General features: G+C 50.6%; 24 protein-coding genes and 1 pseudogene. 17 read left to right on the top strand and 8 right to left on the bottom strand.

Annotated features, from left to right (window positions below):
* Positions 1-152 precede the first annotated feature (152 nt).
* Positions 153-1550, top strand: coding sequence for an MDR family MFS transporter (locus HH215_RS15605; protein WP_169280742.1), 1398 nt, complete (start codon positions 153-155; stop codon positions 1548-1550).
* A gap of 93 nt (positions 1551-1643) precedes the next feature.
* Here the strand turns inward: HH215_RS15605 and HH215_RS15600 are convergent, their stop codons facing one another.
* From HH215_RS15600 to HH215_RS15585, 4 genes are all read right to left on the bottom strand, one after another.
* Positions 1644-2312: a hypothetical protein gene (locus tag HH215_RS15600; RefSeq protein WP_169280741.1), complete on the bottom strand. Its 669-nt coding sequence runs from the start codon at positions 2310-2312 to the stop codon at positions 1644-1646.
* A gap of 86 nt (positions 2313-2398) precedes the next feature.
* Complete coding sequence (locus tag HH215_RS15595) at positions 2399-3157, bottom strand: AAA family ATPase (protein WP_169280740.1); 759 nt, start codon at positions 3155-3157, stop codon at positions 2399-2401.
* 180 nt (positions 3158-3337) lie between these two features.
* Positions 3338-3697: a hypothetical protein gene (locus HH215_RS15590; protein ID WP_169280739.1), complete on the bottom strand. Its 360-nt coding sequence runs from the start codon at positions 3695-3697 to the stop codon at positions 3338-3340.
* A gap of 133 nt (positions 3698-3830) precedes the next feature.
* Entirely contained in the window at positions 3831-4247 is a 417-nt protein-coding gene (locus HH215_RS15585) for a pyridoxamine 5'-phosphate oxidase family protein (protein WP_174887619.1), read from the bottom strand.
* Positions 4248-4414: 167 nt separating this feature from the next.
* Here HH215_RS15585 and hprK point away from each other — a divergent pair, with 167 nt between their 5' ends.
* The 3 genes from hprK (at position 4415) to HH215_RS15570 (ending at position 8439) form a co-directional block, all read left to right on the top strand.
* Positions 4415-5329, top strand: a complete 915-nt coding sequence (hprK, locus tag HH215_RS15580; protein ID WP_169280738.1) for an HPr(Ser) kinase/phosphatase — start codon at positions 4415-4417, stop codon at positions 5327-5329.
* A complete protein-coding gene (locus tag HH215_RS15575) occupies positions 5326-6351 on the top strand; it encodes a TraB/GumN family protein (RefSeq protein WP_169280737.1) in 1026 nt (341 codons plus the stop codon). The genes hprK and HH215_RS15575 overlap by 4 nt, the downstream gene beginning before the upstream one ends.
* A gap of 84 nt (positions 6352-6435) precedes the next feature.
* Positions 6436-8439, top strand: a complete 2004-nt coding sequence (locus tag HH215_RS15570; protein ID WP_169280736.1) for a helix-turn-helix transcriptional regulator — start codon at positions 6436-6438, stop codon at positions 8437-8439.
* Positions 8440-8493: 54 nt separating this feature from the next.
* On the opposite strand, the gene HH215_RS15565 is transcribed toward HH215_RS15570, so the two are convergent.
* From HH215_RS15565 to HH215_RS15555, 3 genes are all read right to left on the bottom strand, one after another.
* Positions 8494-9750, bottom strand: coding sequence for a PQQ-binding-like beta-propeller repeat protein (locus HH215_RS15565; protein ID WP_169280735.1), 1257 nt, complete (start codon positions 9748-9750; stop codon positions 8494-8496).
* Positions 9751-9879: 129 nt separating this feature from the next.
* Entirely contained in the window at positions 9880-10956 is a 1077-nt protein-coding gene (locus tag HH215_RS15560) for a phosphodiester glycosidase family protein (protein ID WP_169280734.1), read from the bottom strand.
* The gene (locus HH215_RS15555; protein ID WP_169280733.1) at positions 10953-11393 is read right to left on the bottom strand and encodes a hypothetical protein; all 441 of its coding nucleotides are present in this window, start codon (positions 11391-11393) and stop codon (positions 10953-10955) included. Before HH215_RS15555 ends, HH215_RS15560 begins: the two co-directional genes overlap by 4 nt.
* Before the next feature lie 391 nt (positions 11394-11784).
* On the opposite strand from HH215_RS15555, the gene HH215_RS15550 reads away from it, so the two are divergent.
* The 7 genes from HH215_RS15550 to HH215_RS15520 all read left to right on the top strand — a co-directional run bounded on the left by HH215_RS15550 (position 11785) and on the right by HH215_RS15520 (position 19205).
* Positions 11785-12984, top strand: coding sequence for an ROK family transcriptional regulator (locus tag HH215_RS15550; protein ID WP_217362296.1), 1200 nt, complete (start codon positions 11785-11787; stop codon positions 12982-12984).
* 26 nt (positions 12985-13010) lie between these two features.
* A complete protein-coding gene (locus HH215_RS15545) occupies positions 13011-13754 on the top strand; it encodes an ABC transporter ATP-binding protein (protein ID WP_169284413.1) in 744 nt (247 codons plus the stop codon).
* Positions 13755-13765: 11 nt separating this feature from the next.
* Positions 13766-14512 carry an ABC transporter permease gene (locus HH215_RS15540; RefSeq protein ID WP_169280732.1) on the top strand — a complete coding sequence of 249 codons (747 nt, stop codon included), beginning with the start codon at positions 13766-13768 and terminating at the stop codon, positions 14510-14512.
* Positions 14513-14625: 113 nt separating this feature from the next.
* Positions 14626-15732 carry an ABC transporter substrate-binding protein gene (locus HH215_RS15535; RefSeq protein ID WP_169280731.1) on the top strand — a complete coding sequence of 369 codons (1107 nt, stop codon included), beginning with the start codon at positions 14626-14628 and terminating at the stop codon, positions 15730-15732.
* Between the two features lie 12 nt (positions 15733-15744).
* Complete coding sequence (locus tag HH215_RS15530; RefSeq protein WP_169280730.1) at positions 15745-17016, top strand: hypothetical protein; 1272 nt, start codon at positions 15745-15747, stop codon at positions 17014-17016.
* A 313-nt stretch (positions 17017-17329) separates the two neighbouring features.
* Positions 17330-18193, top strand: coding sequence for a DUF72 domain-containing protein (locus HH215_RS15525; RefSeq protein WP_169280729.1), 864 nt, complete (start codon positions 17330-17332; stop codon positions 18191-18193).
* 25 nt (positions 18194-18218) lie between these two features.
* On the top strand, positions 18219-19205 hold the full coding sequence (locus tag HH215_RS15520) for a Gfo/Idh/MocA family protein (protein WP_169280728.1): 987 nt from the start codon (positions 18219-18221) through the stop codon (positions 19203-19205).
* On the opposite strand, the gene HH215_RS15515 is transcribed toward HH215_RS15520, so the two are convergent.
* Positions 19202-19756 (bottom strand): hypothetical protein, encoded by a 555-nt coding sequence (locus HH215_RS15515; protein WP_169280727.1) that lies wholly within the window; start codon positions 19754-19756, stop codon positions 19202-19204. The two genes, HH215_RS15520 and HH215_RS15515, sit on opposite strands and share 4 nt — an antisense overlap.
* A gap of 112 nt (positions 19757-19868) precedes the next feature.
* On the opposite strand from HH215_RS15515, the gene HH215_RS15510 reads away from it, so the two are divergent.
* The 6 genes and pseudogenes from HH215_RS15510 to phnE all read left to right on the top strand — a co-directional run bounded on the left by HH215_RS15510 (position 19869) and on the right by phnE (position 25847).
* Positions 19869-20159, top strand: a complete 291-nt coding sequence (locus tag HH215_RS15510; protein WP_169280726.1) for a transposase — start codon at positions 19869-19871, stop codon at positions 20157-20159.
* Between the two features lie 11 nt (positions 20160-20170).
* Positions 20171-21043 (top strand): annotated as a pseudogene (locus tag HH215_RS15505) (IS3 family transposase); the annotation flags it as partial.
* A gap of 402 nt (positions 21044-21445) precedes the next feature.
* The gene (locus tag HH215_RS15500; protein WP_169280725.1) at positions 21446-22588 is read left to right on the top strand and encodes an MFS transporter; all 1143 of its coding nucleotides are present in this window, start codon (positions 21446-21448) and stop codon (positions 22586-22588) included.
* Between the two features lie 15 nt (positions 22589-22603).
* A complete protein-coding gene (locus tag HH215_RS15495; protein WP_169280724.1) occupies positions 22604-24001 on the top strand; it encodes a sialate O-acetylesterase in 1398 nt (465 codons plus the stop codon).
* Between the two features lie 288 nt (positions 24002-24289).
* Complete coding sequence (gene phnC / locus HH215_RS15490) at positions 24290-25087, top strand: phosphonate ABC transporter ATP-binding protein (RefSeq protein ID WP_169280723.1); 798 nt, start codon at positions 24290-24292, stop codon at positions 25085-25087.
* Positions 25088-25112: 25 nt separating this feature from the next.
* Entirely contained in the window at positions 25113-25847 is a 735-nt protein-coding gene (gene phnE / locus HH215_RS15485) for a phosphonate ABC transporter, permease protein PhnE (RefSeq protein ID WP_169284411.1), read from the top strand.
* Positions 25848-25851: the final 4 nt, after the last annotated feature.

Raw genomic sequence — 25851 nt, 5'->3', positions numbered from 1 at the left:
TTGGTTGCCTTTAAAATCATAGACGCAAGTTGGAAGGTTTTGGTTGCGATAGTCGGGCTGGAACCGGGATAAGCGTTGACAAAGCGCGATGCCGCACCTATGATCGTTAAAGATTGAAGTAAGCTATTTAATGTAGGGAGAAGGAAGTTGACATGTCGCAGTCGCTTAAAAAAACGAATCGGACGTTCGTAACCGCCGGGTTGCTTGCGGCTCTGTTTATCGGAGCTCTGGACTCGACCGTGGTAACGACCGCTACGACTAGCATCGCTAAAGATTTGAACGGATTAAGCTTGATCAGTTGGATATTTTCCATCTATACGCTTACGACTTGCGTCACGACCCCGATTTTCGGCAAGCTGGCGGATCTGTATGGGAGAAAGTCGATTTTTACGATCGGGTTGATTTTATTTTTGGTAGGCTCCGTATTGTGCGGGGCGGCGCAATCGATGACCGAGTTGATCTGGTTCCGGGCGATTCAAGGGATCGGAGCGGGGGCGTTAACGCCGGTTACTTTTACGATTATCGGGGATTTGTACACGGGCGAGCAGAGGGGCAAGGTTCAAGGCGTGCTTGCGTCCGTATGGTCGATTGCCGGGCTGATCGGGCCGTTCGTCGGCGGTTATTTCGTGGATACGATATCCTGGCGCTGGATTTTCTATATGAACGTTCCCGTAAGCATCATTTCATTTATTCTCGTCTTCGGATTTCTGCACGAACGTTTCGCGAAAACGTCCAAGAGCATCGATTACATCGGAGCGCTTACCTTCACGATCTGTATATCCAGCTTGCTGCTTGCGCTGCTAACGGGCGGGGCAACGTACGCTTGGGATTCATCGACGATTCTCGTCCTTTTCGCTGTAGCGGCAATTTTTCTGTTCATCTTCTTGAAAGTTGAATCGCTGGCGAAGGAGCCCATGATTCCGCTCTTATTGTTCCGGGAAAGACGGTTGGTCGTTCCTTACGCGCTCGGTTTCATCGGATTTTGCATCGTGGCGGGAGTGACGATCTATATTCCGCTCTGGATCCAAAACATTATGGGCTATAGCGCTACGAAATCCGGCTTAATGCTTATGCCGATGTCGCTGGCGTGGCCGATCGCTTCCAATCTGTCGGGCAGATACATGTTCCGTTTCGGCGTAAAAAAATTCATGCTAATGGGCGCGTTTTTCGTGGCTTGCGGGGCATTCTGGTTGTTTACGGTGGATATGAACACCTCGTACTTGCACTTGATCGGGATCGTGGTCGTTATCGGATTCGGCATGGGTTGCATTAGCACGCCTGCCATCGTAGCGATTCAGAATGCGGCGGCAGCGAATATGCGCGGCGTGGCGACATCGACGAATTCGCTCATGGGAGCGCTCGGTCAGACCGTTGCGGTCGCCGTGTTCGGGATGCTGTTCAACCGAATGGTCATCGAGGAAACTCCGTCGCAAATGGCGGACGGCATGCACTTGATCTTCATCGTCATTCTGGCGATCGCGATATTTAAGTTAGTCGTCGCTAATTTGTTGCCTTCGGCGAAGAAGTCCGAGGAAAGTCAGGCAGCTTAAGTCGGAGAACGGCCATAGATGAAAATAACGAAAAACCATGAAAGGCCTGCGGGGCTTTTCATGGTTTTTTTCGTAGCGCGCGACATAGGTACTCTAATCGCCGCTGTTTTGTTGCTGATTCTGGCCTCGGCGTCCACCTCCACCCATGCCACCGAAACCTCCGCCTTCGCTTAACGTGATCGTAACGGCATTTTGCGTTCCGTCTTCCAGATCAACGCTTAAGACGTCGTCGGCTTTAAGATCGGCGAGGGTGATTTCGGTTTCTTTCCGTTCTTGATTCTCGAATGTCATTTTAACGATTTTGGTCGCGGACGTTACCTGGACATCGACGGTTTCATCCGAGAACATTTCCGCCATACCAGGTCTTCCTCTTCCTTGTCCTTCCCCTTGAGCAGGAGGACTGCCTTCCCCGCTTGGTGGTTGAGGATTTCCGTCTTGGTTTCCGCTATTGGGGTTATTCCCGCCATCTTGTCCTTCATTTGGAGGCCGTTGTCCGCCATCTCCACCGCGAGCGCCGGGCACGAAGCTGGATTTGTACAGCGTAATCGTCTCCCCGTCGATGCTTTTGACTTTACCCATTAGATCGGCGCCCATCATCGGAGATCTCCCCATCCCTTGACCTGCCGCCTGGTCTTGTTGCTGATCTTGGGCGTTGCCGTCGACGTTTGCCCCCGCGGCTTGATTCGTCGAATCGTTGCCGCATCCCGTCAATAGAATCAGAGCGACGATTGTCGTAACGATGAACTTTTGCTTTATTGCCATAGCCTATCTCCCCTTAACGATTAACCTTGAATGGAACTTACGCCTTAACTACGAATTCAAGGTTCGTAAAGTATCGGTGGAGAGTATTAATCTTCACGTATTGTATCGTCGTCTACGGCGAACAGATCGCGGAAGACGGCTTTCCTGTTCTCGAGGAATCTTCTCGTTAACTGGTAATGGGCGGTATCCTCGTAAGCGATTTCCCTGATCGGAGTTTCGTCGAACGTAAAGATTTGCGCGTCGGGGTAGCCAAGCAGAATCGGAGAATGGGTGGCGATGATGAACTGCGCATACGGACTGAGTTGATGAAGGATCGACAGCAGATTTAGCTGGCGCGCCGGCGATAAGGCAGCCTCGGGCTCGTCCAGAAGATAGATGGCGTTCCTGCCGAAACGGTTGCGGAACAAGGAAAGAAAGGATTCTCCGTGGGAGCGCTCATGCAACGACTTGCCTCCGAAGGACGCGTAAATTTGTTCCCGAAACTCCGGTTGTATTTTCGCTTCGTAATCCAAATAATTGGCGAAGTTGTAGAAGGATTCCGCCCGCAGGAAGAATCCGTTGCGCACTTTGGGAAGCCAAGACAGACGGATGTAAGGCCCGAATACGGACTCGCTATTGTCCAACTCGTAGATTTGGTTAACCCCTCCACCTGCCGTATGAAACCCGCTTTGCCATGCGATTGCCTCCAGCAAAGTGGATTTACCCGAGCCGTTCTCTCCGACGAAGAAAGTGACAGGCCTCGTGAGTTGTAATTTCGAAGTCCGTCTGAGCGAAGGGATTGAGAACGGATATTCGCTTGCGGAACCGAACTTTTCATGAAGCAAGGTTACTTCTTTAAGAAACATGCGGATTACTCCTTACTGTCTTGAAGGTTCTTCTTTACAACGGATTGGAATGAAAAAAGTTTCGAACGAAATAAAGCCAAGTCTGCATTCCTTGGTTTCAGCTCTCGTCGAAGAGCGCTTAAGGATGCGGACTTGGCTATTAAGCGGAACGGACGATCTAGGAACGTAAAAGCTGGATCGTTAAGGCTGAGGGCGAACGACGGGAGTAACGTAAAGATAAGGAGTGCGGGTTGTCGTGTAAGTACCTTCCAGCGAGTTCTCGGTTAAGAGATTCGCTTTCACGAGGGCGGAGATTTTGGCGGAATCGGCTTTGAATAACGCCTTCCACAAGTCGGGATCGGGCAGGGCTTCGATCAACAATTGATCATTATAGTGTTTCTTTTCTTGATACAGTACTTTAAGCGTGTAGTCATCAAGACGGAATTCCGAATCCTGCGGATATTCCTTCGTAATCTCCCTACGGAGATCCTCTAGTTCGTCTTCCCATTGTTTGATCTGGGTTTTCAATTGGCAGAAGCGGGTAAGTTTATCGGCGTTCATTCGACAACCTCCATCCATAGCGTTAGTCATATGTATGTGCGGAAAGGCTGTTTTATGAGAACGGCCGGCGCGCCGCAGCGACGATTCATGACAATGCGGCGGCCCCGCCGGGACCGCCGCATTTTCCTTAACGTTAAGCGTTCCATACTTGACGTTCCCGATCCTCGCCGGTGTACTCGATTCTCGAAGGAGAGATCTCGAGAATGACGTAGTTCGGGTCATTGGGACCGTCGAACCAGCGCTTGAATTCCTCGCTCCAGAACTTCTCGCGAAGGGAATCGTTCTTGGTCACTTCCGCGGAGCCCTGAATCTCCACGACTTCTTTGGGCCAATTGCCGTCATACCCGAGCAGCAAGTACACGTTAGGATTTTCCTTGAGCTCTTCGACTTTATGGGTTTGGCGATCCGAGGCGAGATAAATTTTAAGTCCGTCATGGAAGACCGCCATGTAGCGCGCCTTCGGCCGGTTGCCTTCGATCGTTGCGAATGCCGCGATGCGATGCGTATCCAGCGCTTTCATAATTTTACTTTCCAATTCTTGTTGCGTCATGTGAATAAGCTCTCCTATCCCTAGGGAAATTTTCATTATTATTTTACCCCTAGCGGTTAAAGCTGAACCCTCCAAACCCGAATAAGAACGGTTATGTAACGCAACCTCAAACGACTTCTTTTTTTGCTATAATGAAGGCAATACGTCGACATGTAAGGAGGAGCAGGATGAAGTCCATTACCGTAAAACAACTGCAGGATAGATTCAAGCTCGAAGTGCTCGCCGGCGATAATCAGATGCATCGCGAGATTACCAGGCCGAGAGCTCATCGACCGGGTTTGGAGTTCGTCGGCTATTTCGATTTTTTTCCCATGAACCGGGTTCAGGTGCTGGGCAGGAAAGAGATTAATTATTTGCACAAGCAGACGGAGGAAGAACGGAACTTGCACATCGGCAACGTCGTTAAGTACCATCCTCCTTGTTTTATCGTAACGAGCCAGCAGGAAGGTCTCAAATACTTGATGATCTACTGCCAGCAAGAGGGGATTCCGTTACTTCGGACGAACGAAACGACGACGGAATTTCTAGGCAAGCTCGATGCTTACCTCATTCAAGCGCTTGCGCCGGAAATTTCGATTCATGGCGTATGCGTGAACGTATCCGGGATCGGGATTCTGTTAAGGGGAAAATCGGGCATCGGCAAGAGCGAGACGGCGCATACGCTTATTCGCAGGGGACATCGGCTTGTGGCCGACGACATCGTCGTGTTGAAGAAGCTAAGCTCGCAGACGCTGCTCGGAACGCATAACGGAACGACTAAGGAGTTTCTAGCTCTGCGCAGTATCGGACTTATTAACGTCGTACGCTTATATGGCAGGAAAGCTTTTCAGGACGAGACGCGAATCGTACTCGATATCGAATTGTGCCCATGGCAGGATCAGGCGCTAAACAACGAGCTCGAGCTCGAGCCGAAATATACCGAATACTTAGGAGTTCGCATTCCGCATATCGAAATTCAGCTTCAACCGGGCAGGGACGTCGCGGGCATGATCGAAGCCGCGGCGAATAGCTGGTATTTGAAGCAACAGGGCTACAGCGCTGCGGAAGAGTTCATGAAGCGAATCGAAGGAGACATGAAATGAGCAGTCGCAAGATCGGGTTCGCTTTCAACCGGTTCATCCTAGCGCTAATCCTCATATTGACGTTGTCGGCATGCAACTCGGATAAGGCCAACAACAAAACAACCGAACAAGCAACGTCGTCCCCTTCGCCGACCGCAACCGAGCAGCAGCCTGCCTCCAAGGACGCCGAACCGGCCAAAGCAGGCTCTAAAGGATACTTATGGAAAATAACCGGAGACCATAATTCCGGATACTTGGCGGGCACCATTCATATCGCTAGGAAAGACATGTATCCGCTGGATGAGGACTTGGAGCAGGCAATCGACGAGGCGGACTATATCGCGTTGGAACTGGATTTAACGAAGGTCGATCAGAAGAAGACCGTGGAGTTAGTCAATGAAAAAGCGCTGCTGACGGATGGCACAACGCTAAGGGACCATGTCGCGGAAGAGGATTACGAGAAATTCCGGAGCATCTTGAAGAAGTCGATCCTTAGCGCAGCCGCGGCGACATTCGATCAATACGAACCGTGGTATGCGGCGATGACACTGGAGAGCCTTCCCGCCATGAAGTATATGACGACGGACGGAATCGACCAATACATCGCCAAACAAGCTCATAAAGAAGGCAAAACGATCATCGAGCTCGAAAGCATGGAGTCGCAGTTGGGGATCTTCGATAGTTTCTCGAAGGAGATGCAGGAGCAATATTTTCACCAAACGGTAGAGAGCGCCGGGACGGCATCTACGGGACTCAAGCAACTGCTCGACATGTGGACGCTAGGAAATCTGAAATTGCTCGAGACGACGCACGATCAGTTCGAAGAGGAAGGCAAGAAAACAATGGGCGAACAATTCAAAGCCTATAACGATACTTTCCTAGTGAATAGGAACGTCGAGATGGCGAACAAGATCGATCAATATTTAGCCGAGGGAGAGGAAGGCACTTACTTGGTCGCGGTCGGTTCGTTGCACATGGTCGGCGAGCAAGGCTTGGTGTCTCTTTTGGAGAAGAAAGGGTATACGGTCGAATTCGTGAAATAAGCGATGATCGGCCCTTCTCCAAACCAATTGTTGACTGAATTTACGGATCTAGGTAATATCGATTTAAGAGGTGATCCGTGAGCGATGTCTAACGCGATTGATCTAATGGAGCAACATTATCTTGTAGGGAGAGACGACGAGGTTGCCGTCTTTAACGAACGATTGGGGTTAGACTCCACGCAAGAACGGATTATCAACGTATACGGGACCGGCGGAATCGGGAAAAGCTTCTTGCTGAACGAGTTTCGCCGCCACTCCGAACAAGACGGTGCAATGTTTCTCCTCATAGACGGCCGCGTGTTTGTAACTCCGCAAGAATTTTGTTATCAACTTCTTCGAGCCTTACGCTATCCTATCAATGAGATCCCGATGACAGATGATTTAAGCTTATTAACGGATATATGCTTGGACGCGATGCATGAAGCAACAGGGAAAGGGAAAACGGTTCTTGCCCTGGATACGTTCGAAGAGTTCGGCGATTCGGAGCACTGGCTGCGGGAAGAGTTTCTGGCGCGCATAAGCCCACGGGTTCTAATCGTCATTAGCGGCAGGCTTCCATTGCAAGGCCGGTGGCTCTACTCCCCGGCATGGAGAAATTTGATCTATCGGATGCCGCTTAGCGATCTGGATTACGAGTCCGTGAAGCGGTATTTGGTTCGGTCGGGTATCGACGGCGAGGAGACGGTGCATCGCATCTGGGTTCAGACCAAGGGGCATCCGTTGACCTTGGCTTTATTCGCTTCGACGACGTTAGTCCGAAACCAGCATAAAGCAAAGTTGATGGGCACGGATGAAATATTCGTTCACGTCGTTAACGTGTGGCTAAAAGAAGTTCCCGAAGCTTACAGGATGTTAGTCGAGACGGCATCCGCGTTAAGGCATTTCAATCAGGAATTGCTGAGCTTCGTATTGGAGAAGCCGATTACGGCGAATCAGTTCAAGAAGCTTGCCGAGCTTTCGTTCGTCCAGCGGGCGGACCGCGGCTGGTTGCTCCATGATCTTCTGCGCGATGCCGTCAGCCGTGAATTAAGATTGCGAGAACCGGATCGCTATGAACGGCTTTGGAAACGCTGCGTCCTCTATTATTATTATAAAATCAAGAACGCGGCAGGCAAGAAGTCGGTAGGCTGGGACAATGCGGAGTGGTTCTATTATATCGGAGATCAATTAATCCAGTCCGCTTTTTACCAACATTCTCTGCCGTATAGCTCTGAACCGCTTACTCTCTCGAATTGGAAGGAAGCCGAGCAGTACATCGACGATCGCTATCGTCATACGAAAGATGTTCGGATTCCGCTAATGGATCCGAACACCGGTGAACCGTACGAATATCTCTATAAAGCCGAAGTCAGCCTATATGGACTCAAACACATCCACTTGAAGGAATTATTCGAACTGGATACCGGAATCGTAAAGTTAACCCGGGATTCGAGCGGGATCGTACGCGGTTTATCCGCGATTATTCCGATCAATGGGCATACGTTGGACTATTTGAAATCGAAGCCCCTCTCTTCCGCCTACTTCAATAGTTTATCCCAATCCGAGCTTAATGCTCTCAATGTTCCCCGCCATACGAGAGCAGGATACTTCTTCAAAACTCTCGACGTCCATGATTCATCCGATCTTCCCATGCTTCAGTGGACGGGGATAACTTTCATCTCCCATATCTTATCCTCTACCTTTATCGTAGCCGCACCGCCTCCCGATCCTTTTTGCCATTCGATCTTTTATAGTTTGGGTTGCCAAATCACGAAGAATGTCGTCCATTTCGATTACGAGGACCGGACTCCGGCCCCGTTGTTCGTTATCGATACGAGAGGGGAAAAGCTGCACGACTATTTAAAGGGAATGATCGCTTCAAACGGTATTGTGACGGAGGACGAAGAGAGGGATATCCCTTCCGCACAACTTACCGTTAAGGAAAGGGAGATCGTCGAACTGATCGTCAAAGGTCATACGAACATGGAAATCGCCAATCTTCTTTTTATTAGCGAAGCGACGGTCAAGAAACATCTCTCGAATATATTCAAGAAGTGGGACATCAAGAGCCGGACGCGACTGATTAACTTTTATCTGAAATCGCGATAGATCCAAGAGACCCCGTCGTTTCCGCGATAAATCTCTATAGACCAAAAGAGAAGATCACTTGATCTTCTCGATAGCCAAGATCTGATTATCGATCATGATAATCGTCAGTTTATCGGAAATTGATAATATTCGGGAAAAATAGGAATGCTTATTGTTCATCTCTACGATAAAACGGGGTTTACCGGACGGATCGAGAGAATACACCGTTCCTACGTTTGCGCTGAAGTAGACGTTGCCCGCAGTGTCGCCCGTCATTGTAAACGCCGCGAGGCTTCGCCCCCATGCGATATCTTTTTTCGTCAGGCTATACTTCCATTTGATTTTCCCGGATTTATCGCGATTAAGTACCGTGTTCGTTTTCTCGTCCAGCTCATAGGTTCCGCCCCGCAAGTCGCCGATCCCCCGATTCGTAACGCCGGAAACCGGATCGGGAACAAGGCTGCCGTCCTTTTCCGAAATCGAATAGGTTGTATAATGAGGGCTCATAGTAGCCGCATCGAAAGTCCACGAGACTAGTTTTCCCCTCTGAGCCATATAGAAAATGCCGGGTCCGGGCAAGGATTTGCTCCATAAGACGTTACCCTGCCCGTCTAATTTCAGAAGACGATCCTTCGTTTGGGCATAGATGTTGCCCGATTCATCGGAGAACAGATTAAGAAATTCATAGACGCTAAGCTTCCGATCCCGATCTTCGACGGTTTCGCGCTGCCAAGCTACGGAGCCGTCCGGATGATAAAGCGTCAATCCTTGTCCGGTTCCGGCTAGCAGAATCAAGTTTCCATAGTCATCCGCCGAGTAGACGGGGTAGTCGAGAGAGAACCCTTGCTCGTTCTTCGGAGCGTATAGGGTGGTTGCGGGAATGATGATTTTCCGCCCATCTTCGTCCACGCGTACGATTTGGTCGATAATAAGGGAAGTCTCGTCCGCGTATTCTAAATTCCCTTGATAGAATCGATAGTACGCGTCGTCGCCGATCAGCTCGAACGTATTTAATTCGCTCGGCAGCGATTGCTTCCACTTGATGTTGCCTTGCGTATCTACGGCCATGAGATAGTCGAAGGCAATGAAATAGACGAGGCCGTTACTCCCCGTATAAGCTTGGAAATGTTGATAAGGGCTCGGGTCCTGGATAGACCACTTCAATCGAAATTGTCTGGCGTTGTGAAGAACGAGATTGTTACCGCGATCGTCGACCAGCTTCAACCGTTGCGTGACTTGGATGTCTTTTAAGGATGGAGCTGCCGCGAATATCGTATTAGGCAAGCAAAAGAGGCAGCAGACGGCAAGCAACGATAACAGGTTTTTTTTCACGTGAAGACATCCCTTCGATAGATAGACTTGGGCGATTTGTCAAAATCTATCATACAATAGGAATAACCCGAAGAGATATAGCAAAAAGGAGACCTCCAATAGAGATCTCCTTAGACGATAGACTAACGATCACTTGAAAAACAAAAAGTTCGTAGGAAGCTTGCGTAAGTTTCCGTCGGAAGGATTATTAATAACTCGTCCGTTGAACACGAGCGAGGTTGAGCCGCCGCCGTCCAAGTTGTAACCGTCTAGTGCTCCGTAACGCTGCAACAGAATTTGCATCTCGGCCAACGTTGCGCCGGAGCTGCCTTTTTCGTTATACCCGTCGACGACCAGGAACAAGATCTGGTCGTCTTTGTAATTTCCGATGACCGTGCGAGGCGCTCGCTTCGGACTGGTTTGCCACTTGGACGGGATTTCCGTTTTTCTTCCGTTCTGCAGGAGTACGGGAACGAACGATGCGCCGAACTTCGGATCAAGCGCGTCTAGCTGATCCTTGCTGGCAAATTTCCCGCCGATCAATTTATTGTCCCCGTTCACGCCCACGAAGAACAAATCCTTGTAAGTAGGATGAAATCCCCCTATGTAATCTCCATCGACGACCGTCGTGCTTAACGGATAACGCTTGCCTCCGCTGTCCGCGAAACCTCCGGCATTGACGCCGATCGCGGCATTATTCCGTTTGACCGCGGCCAGCGTCGTCTCGGCTCCGCCTTGTACGTCGTTGCCTAGGGCGAGCTTCATCGCGTCGCTCTTCTTAAGCTTGATCTTGAGAGCGTAGCTCTTGAAGTTCTGCGTGCCTAAGTAAAATAGCTGGGCTTGAAGCTTGTCCGATTGAATCGTCGCGGCGGGTTTGCCTAGCTTATTGGTAATCCGACGATCGTAGATTTGATAAGGGCGCGCGGCTTGGGTGGAGGCCAGGGACGCTATCGTTTTCATATCGGCGTTGGTTTTTTTGTAAAGCGTAATTTGTTTTTTAAGCGATTGCCCGGTTCCTTGGGCAATGACCTTGGCTTGGTCTAATCCTTCGTGAACAATGCCCGCGGTCACGCTTGGATCCTCTAGGCGTATGTCATGCATAGGAAACGATGCCGAAGGCAGCAAGATTCCGATATCGGCTACTAACATCCATATTAACATGCCTAGAAAAGGGGTACAGGCCAGCAACAGCGTGCGGTTAACGGAACGAATCGATGCCGAACTCATTTCAGCACGTCCAGGCTTTTCTTCAATTCCGCGAGCTGTTTCTTCACTTCGGCCAATTGAGAGTAAAGCTTGTTGCTGTTGTCGGTCTTCGTATCGGCATTATCTTTCGCGAAGGTCAGCAGTTCGTTAAGCGCTTCGATCTTGCTTCCCATCTGGGCGAGTTGTTCCTTGTAGTCGCTCTCTAGCTTCGTCATTCGGATATCGTAATCTTGTTGCATCGAAGCGATCTGGCTGGCCGTTTGCCGTTCGAGATCGGAAGACACTTGCTGTTGAATGCGGTCGGAATACCATTTCGCTCCGGTAACTCCTCCGGCGATAAGGACAAGCCATAGAATGGCAAAAACGAGAAAGGCGCCGCGGCGCTTTTTCCTTGGCGGTGTTTCTCGATAAGTGTCGGTTAACGTAGGTTGGTTTCTCTCTGCTCCTAATTCTCTCATCTCTCTGTTTATTGCACCTCTCTTGTTGTCGTTGCGATAACGAGCTTCAGTTTGACTTGACGTAATATGAACGAATGCTAGCTTGAAAAGTTGCGCCTGTCATGGGATTGTAACACACAAATTGTCTTTTTTTCACGAATAAGGGGCAGGCGAATGTTTCCATTCGGCAAGAGCGGAGGATTTATTCGTGGGAATGCCCCATACGACCGAACTTCCCGGAAGGCTCAATAGGGGAAAGGTGACAAAAATGGATTTAGCGATTGACACGTTATATTAGTTTGTATAGAATACAAACAAATAGGAAGTAATATCATATCTTGTCGAAATATCGGGTTGATGATAGACGGAGTAATGAACATAGAGCGAACCTATTGGAAGGCAGTGAATTCTAATGCAGCAATCAAGTTTGCCAAGCACGATCAGAGCGATGAACAAATCGCTCGTCCTGAACGTAGTCAGACAGGAGGGGCCGATATCGCGGGCGCAAGTGGCCAAGAAAACCAATATTACGCGGGCGACCGTATCGGATATCGTTAACGATCTGATCGCGGACGGAGCCATATACGAAGGCGGGGAAGATAATTCTCCGGTTGGAAGAAAAGGAATCCTGCTCAATTATAACGCCTCGTTAGGCTTTGGCGTTGGCGTCGATATCGGCGGGACTAAAATCTCTTTCGGGTTGTTCGACGTGAACGCGGAATTATTGGCAACGAAGACGGTCGAAACCTATAAAGTTGTCACTAACGACATATTTATCTCTTTGCTGGCGGACTCGATCAGAGAATTTATCGCCGAGAATAATAGGGACCTGACTTCTCTTCAAGTGATCGGAATCGCGACGCCCGGAATCGTGGATTACAAGAAGGGAATCGTCGTAGAAGGCTCCCCCAATCTGCCCGGATGGGAAAACTTGAATTTGAGCGCGCGCATTACGGAGCATCTGGGAGTACCCGTCGTTCTGGAGAATGACGTGAGAGCGGCTCTGGTAGGCGAAGTGTGGAAAGGACAATGCCAGAACGTGCAGAGCGCCATCCTTCTAGCGGTTGGCACGGGTATCGGATCGGCGCTTCTGATGGACGGCAATATTATTCGGGGTTTCGGCAATGCGGCCGGCGAGATCGGGTACATGCTGTTCGAACGCGAGCAGCTCCATATGAATTGGGACAATAAAGGCTGCTTCGAATCTCTTGCCTCGGGGTCCGGATTGGCCGCGAGAATGAAAGGCGAGGGCGAGCAAACCGCGGAACAAACGGAAACGGCAGCGGATATTTTCGTCGCGGCCAAACGAGGCGATGCCGTAGCTAAACGGCTAGTCGAGGAGTTTACGGATTATCTCTCGATCGCCATCCTGAATCTGGTCTCGGTCGTTAACCCGGAGAAGATCTTGCTGATGGGCGGATTATCGAATGCCGCCGAAGATTATTTGCCGCGGATTAACGAAAACATCAAGAAACATACGTTTTCCCGAACAAGCGTCGAGGTAACCGTATCCGAGATTAAGGATTTGGCGCCTTTGTACGGAATATCGATTTTGGCTTTGCGGATCGTACAGCCTACCGTTCAATTTCTTAAAGATATTAAGTTAGTCTAACGACCTAGGAGGTGTCTACCTTGCAGATGATGGAAATCAAGCAGCTAAGCAAAGTGTTCGCGGGAGTATCGGGAGAAGTCGTTGCGCTTCAGAATATCGATTTCTCCGTGAAGCAAGGGGAGTTCGTTTCGATCGTCGGCACTTCCGGTTGCGGGAAATCGACGCTTCTGAGCATTGTGGCCGGCTTGAGCAAACATACCTCCGGCGAAATTCTCGTAGAGGGTAAGGCAATCTCGGGCCCGGGGTCCGATCGCGCGGTCGTCTTCCAATCCGATGCGACGTTCCCTTGGCTTACGGTAAGCGAGAATATCGAATACGGCATGAAGGTTAAGCGGATGTCGAAGGAAGCCCGGAAGAAGAAGTGCGACGAGCTTCTCGAATTGCTAGAGCTTGAGAAGTTCAGGGACGCGTACCCTCGCGAGATGTCCGGGGGCATGCGCAAGAGAATCGATATCGGACGAGCCTATGCGGTGGAACCGCAAATTCTGTTAATGGATGAGCCGTTCGGAGCGCTCGACGTCGTCACAAGGGAAGCCATGCAGGACGAGTTGCTGCGGATATGGTCGGAGAGAAGGAAGACGGTTATCTTCGTTACCCATGATCTGGAGGAAGCGATGTTCCTCTCCGATCGCATCATTCTCTTAAGCCCGCGCCCGGGACGGATTAAACAAATTATCGATCTTCCCTTTGCCAGACCGCGCACGCAACAGCTTCGAGAGTCCCACGAGTTCTACGAGCTGCGCAATCAACTTCGGAAGATCATGGGATAGGGGGGACCACAATGAAAATAAAACTGCTCAGTTACGTCTCCATCCTTATTCTGATCGCCGTGTGGCTGGTGTTAACTCTCGGAGGGATCGTGGAGTCTTTGTTTCTCCCGGGACCCAAGCAATTGTACGAGGTGATTTCCACTTCCTACGCGGATTTGGCTAAGCATATGGGATATACCTTGATGAGGCAATTCACCGGATTTTTTATCGGTTCCGCGTTGGGAATTATCGTAGGTTTAATGATCGCTTCCAATCGTTACATTCAGGCTTTATTGGATCCTATTATTGAAATCTTGCGTCCCGTACCTCCGCTTGCGGTCATTCCGATGCTGATCCTATGGCTTGGAATCGGACCAGTTCCGCAAATTCTGCTAGTTATCTTCGGTTGTTTCGTTATCCTCGTCGTAAGTACGGTGGAAGCGGTTAAGAACGTTCCGAAAATATACGTAAACGCGGCACGTACTTTGGGAGCTCAGTGGTTCTATATTTATCGGACCGTCATTCTCCCTGCCATCGTTCCTTCGCTTGTCGGAGCGATTCGCGTTGCGGCAGCGGCTTCGTTCGGCTTGGTCGTGGCTGCGGAATTCATGGGGGCTCAAGAAGGAATCGGCTATTACATGATTATCGCGCAACGATATTTAAGAACGGACATGATTCTAATCAGCATTATTCTCATCAGCGCTATTGCATGGCTGGTGGATCAGGCGATCCGCAAAATCGAGAAACGCATGACCCAATGGTCCGAAAGGCACCAGTAGCTTTCGTAATAATCCATGCGTGGATTCCTGCCCGTATAGAAGAGTTGTAGCATAAGCGGCAGATCCGATAGATGATTAGCATTTCACACACATGAAAAGGGAGATGTTGCGAGATGAAAAAGTGGACTGCGTTATTGGCTTTGATCGTATTGTCGGTTAGTTTGGCAGCTTGCTCGGGGAATGACAAGAATGATGAGGGAGCGGCGGAATCCGGCGGCAAGCTTAAGGAAGTCAGCTTCGGAATGATGCCTTATTACGATTACGCGCCGTGGGCTCTGGCGGAAAATCAAGGATTTTTTGAGCAAGAAGGAATCAAGTTCAAATCGACGATGTTCCCAGTCGAAGGAAACGTAGCGCCTGCGCTCATTAACGGGTCGATCGATATCGGGGGATTCGGGGATACTCCTTCGATTACTCTGGCTTCGCAATTCCAAGATTTGCGCATGGTCAGCTTTCTGAATATTTTCAAAGGTTTTGCTATAATGGCTAATAAAAAAGGCGATTTCAAAACTTACGAGCAGTTTCTCAAGGAATCCAACGATCCGAAGCAAGCGGCTATCGAAACAGGCAAACAGTTGAAAGGCAAATCGATCGTGACGACTTCCGGAGCCGCTTTCTATATGGTTCTCGAACAAGCTTTGGTCAATGCCGGACTTACCATGGACGATGTGAAATTAATAGACATGGAGCCTGACGTCGGAGTGTCGGCCTTTATCTCGGGAACGGGCGATTTCTATCTTGGCGGACTTCCGCAACGCGAGAAGCTTCAAGGCGAAGGATATCCGGCGTTGATCAGCGGCGATGAAATCGGACCTGGCGCGGTCATGCTGGCAGGTTTGGCAACCACGAAGAAATACGCGGACAAAAATCCGGAAACGATCAAGAGTTTGCAAAAGGTTTGGTTTAAGACGATGGATTACATGAAGAGCAATCCGGATGAAGCCTATGCTTTCTTGGCGAAATGGTCGAATGAGCAAAACGGAGGAAAAAGCACGGCGGACGACGCGAAGAAATTCATTGAAGCCTATGTTATTTTCGCGAAGTCTCCGGAAGACGCCAAGGCGCTCTTCTATGACGAGAATTCCTCTACAAGCTGGAAGCAACGCTATGAATACTTAGTGAAGTACCATGAGGAAACGGATATTATCAAGAAGGACTCCGTGAAGATCAACGATTTGGTATTGGCCGAATCTATCTTCCAGTCGTTACAACAGGAATAGGAGGCTGATTTCTTGTCGGGCATACACCTTCATCCGCACGACATTCTTGACGAAGGAGCCGAACGGTTTCTTGAACTGATCGGGTTAATGGGGGATACGGAATATATTTTTCCCGAGGTCAATACCATTTTCGAGCGCAACCCTTATCCGACAGGCAAACTCCCGCATAATCCCGTCCACGAATTCGTGCAAGGGCAAGGGACTTTACATGTGGATATAGACTCGAAAGCGATTTATCCTCCCTTATTTCAGAAGGTAGACGAGTCGATCCTGACGGGTCAAGATCCGATGGCGGTAATAAAGACGGCGCTCGATGAAACCGAACTTAAAGTCATTCCGTGGGTCAATCTTCTAAACGGACATTTCGAAGGCGACGTATCGAACAACGGGGTTATCGATTTTCGCGGTCAACCGGTCGAGCATTGGCTTTGTCCCAACGGGCCGGATGTCGTACCCATGTGGTCTAAAGCGTTAACGGCCATCACCGAAAAGTACGGGTATAAGAAGTTCCTTATCGACCGGATTCGGTTTCCCGACTGGGCCGGCAAGGAAGTCAGGCCTCAAGGGATATTCAGCTGCTTCTGCCGTCATTGCGTGAATCGGATGACGGAAGCAGGAATCGTGGCTTCGCGGCTTCTGGAAGATATGCAGTTAATCGCATCCTTACTGAAGGAACAGAAATTTAGCAAAGCAGCCGATCTCATGCAGCAGTCGCCGCGTGTAAAACTATGGATAGAATTTCGTAAAGACAGCGTATCTTCCTTCGTAGAGCGGTTGGTCGCCGAAGTTCGGCGCATGAATCCCGACATCGAGTTATGGTTGGATCTTTGGCCGCCTTCATACGCCTGGTTATTGGGCCAAGATTACGGCAGGCTGACAAGAACGTCCGATACGTTAAAGCATTTCCCTTATCATAAGCTAGGCGGCGGAGCGGACGTTCAGGGCTTCATCCGGTATTTCGCCCAATCTACGGACAAGCAAGAAGAGGCTTTTCAGGCGTTCCTACGGGTATTCGAACTCGAGTATGACCTGTCCTATGCTACGTTTCAACAAAAAGGATATCCGATTGAATTCGTCCGGAACGAGAACGATAAGGTTAGAGCGCTCTCGAATCCAGGCACGAAAATTTTCAGCGGAGTGCAGATGTGGAACATCGGTCCGGCCGATCTGAAGCTGGCCATACAAGCGGCTCGGGAAAGCGCTGCGGACGATGTCCTCTATTATTGTTACGGATGGGCGGAGAAGGAACTGTTTCAAGCGGTTGGAGAAACCAACGGGACATAAATAATAAGCTGCCGGTAAACTACCGGCAGCTTATTTCGTTGTTTGGTGCCAAAGACGTGTCTAACCGCTTCTTCGCGTTTCCGTCTTATCGTAATCGGATTCTGGGTATGCAATTGTACAAGTTAAGAATCATCGGCTTATTTTCTCGTGGGATAGACCGATCAACTCCAAATCTACCTTCCTCTTACTTAATTGTAGTGGGGATTTTTTTATCATGGCTTTTTCCTAGGTACACTTGATGTGTGCGCGATAAAGTTTTAGTATCAGTGTAAAGCTTATCCAAGTGTCGTTTAAGGGAAAGGAGGGTGCCGTTATGATTGTCGTCGGTTTGGCGGGCTGGGGAGATCATGATTCCTTATATGTACCGGGGACCGCGGCGAAGGACAAGCTTCGCGCTTACGGCTCCCATTTCTCCATCGTCGAGCTGGATAGCTCGTTCTACGCGGTGCAGCCTCCGGATCGAATGGCGCGTTACGCGGCGGAAACGCCGGATGGCTTCGGTTTCGTCGTAAAACCCTATCAGGCCATAACGGGACATTTGCGGGGCAAGTCCTATTATGACAACGATGATGATATGTACCGTGCCTTTCGCGAAAGCCTCGATCCGGTTATGTCGGCTGGGAAATTAATCGCCGCGCTGTTCCAGTATCCTCCTTGGTTCGATTGTACGAAGGACAACGTGCGGTTGCTGCGGGAAACGAAGAAGCGGATGGAAGGGTTTCCGTGCGCGTTGGAGTTTCGTCATCAGAGCTGGTTCGCACCGGAATTCAGGGAGAAAACGCTTGCGTTCATGCGGGATGAGGATTGGATTCATAGCGTCTGCGACGAGCCGCAAGCCGGCGACGGGTCGATTCCCATCATTCTGGAAGCTACGACGCCGGAGTATACGATCGTCCGGATGCATGGGAGAAACGTAGGCGGATGGAATCAAAACGGGGCTCCCAATTGGAGAGAGGTTCGCTATTTGTACGACTATAGCGAGGATGAGCTCCTGGAGTGGAAAGACCGAATAAGTCGGTTGGCATCGCAATCCGCTAAGGTCGGGATCATTTTCAACAACAACTCCGGCGGTCATGCGGCGGGTAACGCGAAGCAGCTTATGCGGATGCTGGGACTTCCGGTGTACGAGCTGCCCGTGGACAATCCGCCCGAGCAACTGGACTTGTTTAACTTATAAACAGCATAGAAGGGAATTATTTCGAATGATTAGATTCGGCATCATCGGCACCAACTGGATTACGGAGGATTTTATTAACGCAGCGCGAAGAATAGGCGATTTCTCGTTAACGGCCGTCTATTCCCGCACGGAGGCAACGGGGCGCCAGTTCGCGGACAAGCACGATATCGCCAACGTGTACACGGATCTAGAACAATTCGCGTCAAGTCCGGAATGGGATGCCGTTTACATTGCGAGCCCGAATTCCTTCCATGCCGAGCAGGCGATCGCATGCATGAATCAAGGGAAGCACGTATTGTGCGAGAAACCGCTGGCCTCCAACGAGCAAGAGATTCGACGTATGACGGAGGCGGCGACAAGTAACGGCGTCCTGTTGATGGAAGCTATGAAATCTACGTTTACGCCTAACTTTAAGGTCATTCAGGAGAACTTGCACAAGATAGGCCCGGTTCGACGTTATTTCGGCAGCTATTGCCAGTATTCCTCGCGATATGATATGTACAAGCGGGGAGAAGTTCCGAATGCTTTTAATCCGGTGTTCTCGAACGGCGCGTTAATGGACTTGGGAGTCTATTGCATCTATCCGTTGATCGTGCTTTTCGGAGAGCCGGAACGGATTCAAGCTAGCGGTTATATGCTGGATTCCGGCGTGGACGGGGCGGGAAGCCTGCTTCTTGGTTATCAGGGAATGGGCATGGACGCGGTTATCCACTATTCCAAAATCGTAGATTCCTATGCGAGCGCAGAGATTCAGGGGGAGAACGGAACGATCGTTTTCGATAAAATAAGCAGGCCGGACAAAGTGCACATCCGTTACCGCGACGGTTCGGTCGAAGACCTCACGCAGCCGCAGGAAGATAATGCGATGTATTACGAGGCATTGGAGTTTATCGAGTTGGTGAAAAAAGGAGAGAAGGAGTCGGCCGTGAATTCCCATGCGAACTCCTTGAAGGTTATCCGGGTCATGGATGAAGCCCGCAAGCAGATGGGACTTGTTTACCCGGCGGACTAACTAATTGAGCTCCTGAAGCCAACTATTGTGAGCCCAGCCAGGTTAACCCCTCCCTCATTGTCGCAAAATGCGACTATGACGAGGCCAAAGAGGGCGACCGCTCCCTCATTGTCGCAAAATGCGACTATGGCGAGGCCAAACACGCCAACTGCCTGCCCATTGTCGCAAAATGCGACTATGCTGAGGCCAAAGAGGGCGACCGCTCCCTCATTGTCGCAAAATGCGACTATGGCGAGGCCAAACACGCCAACTGCCTGCTCATTGTCGCAAAATGCGACTATGGCGAGGCCAAACACGCCAACTGCCTGCCCATTGTCGCAAAATGCGACTATGGCGAGCCCAAACCAACCAACCACTCCCTCATAGTCGGAAATTCCGACTATGGCGAGGCCAAACCAACCAACCGAGCCCTCATAGTCGAAATTTCGGACTATAGCGAGGCCAAACCAACCAACAGCCTTCTCATAGTCGGAAATTCCGAATATAGCGAGGCCAAACCAACTAACCGAGCCCTCATAGTCGGAAATTCCGACTATGGCGAGGCTAAACACACCAACTGCGTGCTCATAGTCGGAAATTCCGACTGGAGTGCTACGATAAAAATGCAGTCGAAAAACACCCTCGTATGAAATAAAATGAAAGCTGACGAGGGGACGAGAGACAATGAATCAGTACGACAAAGCATTCAAAGAAGAAGCAGTCAGATTGAGCGATGAAATTGGACCAAAGAAAGCCGCCGAGCAGTTGGGCGTAGCCTACCACACCTTGCAAGGATGGAGAAAGCAAAGAACCCTGCACGGCGACGGAGCGCATATCGGGAGCGGACGCGCTTATGCATCTGCCGATAAGACTGCGCGAGAAATCGAATTAGAAAAAGAAATAGGCGAGTTGCGCCGAGCGAATGAAATTCTCAAGGATGCACTCGGTTTTTTCGCAAAAGACCGGAAGCGGTAAAGGCATGCCAGCTCTATCTTTACATCTGTAAACGACGGGATCGATGGACCGTCAAGGAGATGTGCGAAGTACTTGCTGTCAGCGAATCGGGCTATTACCGTAGCTTGAAGCCTACGCCCAAACAGGAGCGGCAGCAACGTCTTCTGGTCAAAATCAAAGACATCATTGGAGAACATGACGACAACAGTAACTACGGCGTCCAGCGTATACTGCTGGCGCTGTTACAAATAGAGATCACGACGAGCTACAGCACCGTCTATCGCATCATGAAGATGCACGGTCTGCTGAAGAAAGCCAAGCGTCATCCAAACGGCATTACACGCGAGGATGCCGCTGCTCAAAAGAGCGAGAACCTGATCCAGAGAGACTTTAAATCCACAGCACCCAACCAAAAGTGGCTGTCGGATATCACCGAAGTCCCTTGTTCGGACGGCAAGCTATATCTATCCGCGGTACTGGATTGTTTCAACGGAGAGATCGTGGGCCTCGCCATGGACGACAACATGCGCAAGGAACTCTGCATCCAAGCCTTTGAGAATGCCTGTAAAGCAAGAAATGCCCGCGGAATGATTTATCACAGCGATCGAGGCAGCCAGTTTACGAGCCAAGCTTTCCGTGAGAGTCTGGCTAACTGCGGCGCCATTCAAAGCATGAGCGGCACGGGGCGCTGCTATGATAACGCAAGGATGGAAAGCTTTTTTGCTACGTTAAAGAAAGAGAAGCTGTACAAGATCCGAACGGAGCACTATCCGATGGCCTATATTAAATCAATCATCTTCAGGTACATCATGGTCTACTACAACAGGCGGCGGATCTACACCTCTAATCCAGGGGGCTGGCCGCCAGCTATCTATCGTGAAAGAATGCTGTCAAAGGCAGCGTAGCAACGGGGGTTCCGTATGAGTGTGTTTTCAAACTGCACTTTTTTTGACAACTCCAGACTATAGCGAGGCCAAACCAACCAACAGCCTTCTCATAGTCTGAAATTCCGACTATAGCGAGGCCAAACCAACTAACCGAGCCCTCATAGTCGGAATTTCCGACTATGGTGGGCCCAAACCAACCAACAGCTCCCCCATAGTCGAAATTTCCGACTATGGCAGGGCCAACCAAACCAACCAGCCGCTCATCGTCGCATACCGCGCCCATGGCGAGGCCAAACCAACCAACAGCCTTCTCATAGTCGGAAATTCCGACTATGGCAGGGCCAACCAAACCAACCAGCCGCTCATCGTCGCATACCGCGCCCATGGCGAAGCCAACCAAACCACTTAAGGGGAATCGCAGTGTCCATCGTCACCAGATTAAAGGGTTTCAACTTTTTTTATTTTGCGCTATTCGCGCTGTTCCTTTCTTTCTTGCCTATCTATAGCGCCAAAGTAGGGATATCCGGCACGCATATCGGACTTATCCTCGGCATGGGCAGCTTGATTAGCATCGTGGCGCAACCGCTGTGGGGGATGGTCAGCGATAGGACGCGGACGATCAAGAAGATTTTGCTCCTGTTGCTCTTATCCTCCATTCTCATCGGCACGCTCCTTTTCCAAGCTCACCAGATTTGGAGTTTAGTTATTCTCGTAGCGTTGATGAACGTTTTTTTCTTGCCGACCGATCCGCTTGTCGAGAGCTTGAACTTCCAAACTTCGGAACGCGAAAAGGTAGGTTACGGTTCCGTTCGGATGTTCGGAGCGTTAGGTTACGCTTGCGTGTCGCTGACGGCGGGTTATGCTCTCAACGCGTGGGGAATGGACAGCCTATCGTGGATTTTTTTCGGAGTCGGTTGCGTGGCGTTACTGCTGGCGCTAGGGCTTTCGGATGTTCAAGCATCGACGGTAAGGCCTTCGCTGCATCATTTGAAGCAATTTTTCCTTCAATCGCACACTTTGATATTTTTCCTTATGGTATTGATCGTGGCAATTCCTCACAAGATGAACGATACGTTCATCGGCCTCTATATGGAACAACTGGGCGGGGACGTACGGTTGACCGGTCTATCGTGGTTCGTCATGACGATAACGGAAACGGTCATGTTCGCGCTCATCTCGAAAATAATGAAACCGGGAAAAGAAGCCATTTTCATGATGATAGCGGCTGGCATGTACTGTCTGCGGTTTCTGCTGAGCTCGTGGATCGGGACCCCGTACGGATTGGTTGCGTTGCAAGTTTTCCAAGGGTTTTCTTTTGTTTTTTTCTACGTTGGCGCATTGCAGTATTTGTATAGGATCGTACCCGATCAATGGAAAGCGACGGGGCAGACGGCGCTTACGGCGACCTTCTTCGGAGTTTCGGGTATTATCGGCTCTACCGCCGGTGGATGGCTGATTGACGAATACGGCGGATCGCTCCTCTACAGGGGGATGGGTTTGTTTGCTTTGCTTGGTTTTGCGCTAGGAATCTACTTGGTTAGAAGGCCTATAAAAATCGGCTAGGGAGCTGTTGGAAAAATGCGGAATAGCAATCAGATCGGAGTCATGATCGTTCAAGGCCCGCAATCGTGGGCGATTATCCAGCAATCGAAAGGCGCGGCGTCCATTCGATTGGCGGGGAAGTGGTCTATGGATGCGGAAGTCGAACAATCCCAGGTACTCGCCCGAATCGTAAAAGAGAACTCCGCGGAAACCGTCGTTCATTGGACGAAAGCAGAGATGCAACAAGACCAATCATGGAGCGTTACGCTGGAAAGAGTGCCGGCCGGCGGACTGTATCGAATTGAAACGAGCTTGCAAGTTAACGGAAATCAGGAGCTGGAATGGGCGATTCGCGGAGACATGATCCATCACGTAGGCGTTGGCGATCTGTGGGTCATCGCCGGACAGAGCAATGCCGCGGGTTACGGCAAAGGGCCGGTCAACGATGCGCCCGAATTGGGCATTCACCTGTTTCGGAATAACGGACAATGGGATATGGCTTCCCATCCTTTTAACGAATCGACGCAAACGCTGCACATCGAAAATCGCGAGACATGTAATCCCGGTCATTCTCCGTTTCTTGCCTTCGCACGGCTTCTGAAGCGCGAAACCGGCTATCCGATCGGCCTTGTTCAAACCGCGTTGGGCGGATCTCCGCTTAAGGCTTGGAATCCGCATGAGGACGGGACGCTCTATCGCAATATGCTGAACATCGTGCAAGCTGCGGGAGGCTCGGCCAAAGGCGTTGTCTGGTATCAAGGGTGCAGCGATTGCAATCCGGAGGAAAGCTTAACCTATGCGGAACGTTTTCAGGCGATGGTCGAGCAATGGCGCCGGGACCTCGGAGATGCGGAACTTCCGTTCGCCACCGTGCAGTTGAATCGCCATACGGCGCACGGCGCTACGGATATCGACAACCGTTCTTGGGGGATCGTTCGGGAACAGCAAACGATAGCCGCGCGAAACACGCCGTACGTCACTTTGGTTCCGGCGATTGATTGCCCGTTGTCCGATGAGATCCACAACAGTCCCGCGGGAAATCTGCTGATCGGGGAACGAATGGCGAGAGCAGTGCTGGCTACGGTGTACGGTAAAGAGGTTCATTATCGCGCGCCGGAAGTCGGCGATGTCAGAAGCGAGACCGACGACGAGGGCAACTCGGTCTTGGAGCTTACTTACGACTACGTAGGCGGATATCTTGTATCCATCGGACCTAATCAGCCGGTCTTCGCAGTGGACGATGAATCGGGTACCGCGGAAGTATCGGACTGGTCGATCTCCGGAAGAAACTCGATTCGTATAAAGCTGAAACGACCATTGAAGGGACAAGCGTTCCTTCACGGGGGATACGAGAGAAACCCGGCGGTTTATTTTCCGCTCGATAGCTTAACGTATATGCCTCCGCTATCCTTCTACAAGTATCCCATTCGTTGAGATTTTCGTTGAGCCGATTCTTCTCAAATTAAGCAGGCCGTTCCTGAAGTCGGCTACCCTCGACTGCGGGAACGGCTTTTTGCCGTTTGTTATCTCCATTCGACTTCTATCGCCCGTTTCCGTCAAATAATTGTAAACAAAACATCAAAATTGTAAGTTAAATGTTAAATTTTAAAATGCGATAGGAATGCTCCGCGGGATGCCGAACTACTGTATGAATCATTGAAAGGACGCGTCCGACAACGGGTTCAATCAGATTCAAACAGCATTATCAGCGGAGGTAGGCAGATGATTGAATTTAAGCAAGTAAGCAAAGTATATCCCGGCGGCACGATGGGCTTGAGCAACATTGACTTGACGATACGGCAGGGAGAATTCGTCGTGATCGTCGGGTTGTCCGGTGCCGGCAAATCGACGTTGTTGCGCTCCATTAACCGACTGCACGAAATCACGTCGGGGGACATTCGGATAGACGGCCAATCGATTACATCCGCCGAAGGACGCCGGTTAAGAGAGATGCGGCGAGGCATCGGCATGATTTTTCAAAGCTTCAATCTTGTTAAACGTTCTTCGGTTCTCCGGAACGTGCTAGCCGGAAGAGTCGGCTATCATTCGACGCTGCGGACGCTGCTCGGCTTGTTTCCCAAGCCGGATATGGAACTGGCGTTCGGAGCGCTGAAGCGCGTCAACATGCTGGAGAAGGCCTATCAGCGCGCCGATCAGCTATCCGGAGGCCAACAGCAGCGGGTGTCCATCGCGCGCGCGCTCGCCCAGGAAGCCAAAATCATTCTAGCCGACGAACCTGTCGCCTCGCTCGATCCTCTCACGACGAGACAGGTGATGGATGATCTCAAAAGAATCAATCGCGAGATGGGCATCACGACGATCGTCAACTTGCACTTCGTAGATCTTGCGAGAGAGTACGCGACGAGGATTATCGGCGTACGCGCCGGAGAGATCGTATTCGACGGTTCGGTGTCGGACGCGACGGACGAGGTGTTCTCCGCGATATACGGTCGTCCCGTGTCGGAAGACGAACGCTTGGGGGAACGATCCATTGAAGCCGCCCGAGAGTTATCCGGTTAAACCGTCCCCGAGCCTTAAGCTCTGGATGACCGTACTATTATTGCTCGCTTTGCTCTGGCTGAGCGCTAGGGAGACGGAAGCGTCGATAAGCGAACTTATCGGCGGCATTCCGGAGATGGGGAAATTTATAGCCAAAATGTTCCCTCCGGATTGGAAGTATTTAAGAGTCGTGATCAAACCGATGATCGAGACGGTGCAGATGGCGATCCTAGGCACGACCTTCGGCGCGATCTTCGCCTTGCCGATCTCCTTCTTAGCGGCCAGCAACGTGACGAAAGGCTGGGCTCTGCGCACTCCGGCCAGATTTGTTTTGAACTTGTCGCGGACGATTCCCGACCTGTTGTTTGCCGCTCTCTTCGCTACGGTATTCGGTTACGGACCGCTTGCGGGAATGCTTGCGCTTAGCTTTTTTTCCTTCGGAATTTTATCCAAATGGGCTTATGAAGCGATCGAAACGATAGATAACGGACCGATGGAGGCGATGACGGCCGTTGGAGCGAACAAGCTGCAATGGATTCATTACGGCGTTCTCCCGCAGGTGCTGGCTCAGTTCATCGGATTCGTCATGTACATGTTCGAGATTAATATTAGAGCCGCGGCCATTCTCGGCATCGTCGGCGCTGGCGGGATCGGAATTTACCTGAATCGGACATTGGGAATGTTCCGCTATGATCAGACGATCGTCATTATCCTGTTTACGCTCGTTCTCGTTCTCGCAATCGACGCCGTCAGCTCTAGAATCAGGGGGAAACTCATATGAACGA

The sequence above is a fragment of the Cohnella herbarum genome (assembly GCF_012849095.1).
GTDB lineage: Bacteria > Bacillota > Bacilli > Paenibacillales > Paenibacillaceae > Cohnella > Cohnella herbarum.
The sequence above is the reverse complement of the archived record's forward strand: the minus strand, read 5'-3'. Positions and strand labels throughout refer to the sequence as shown.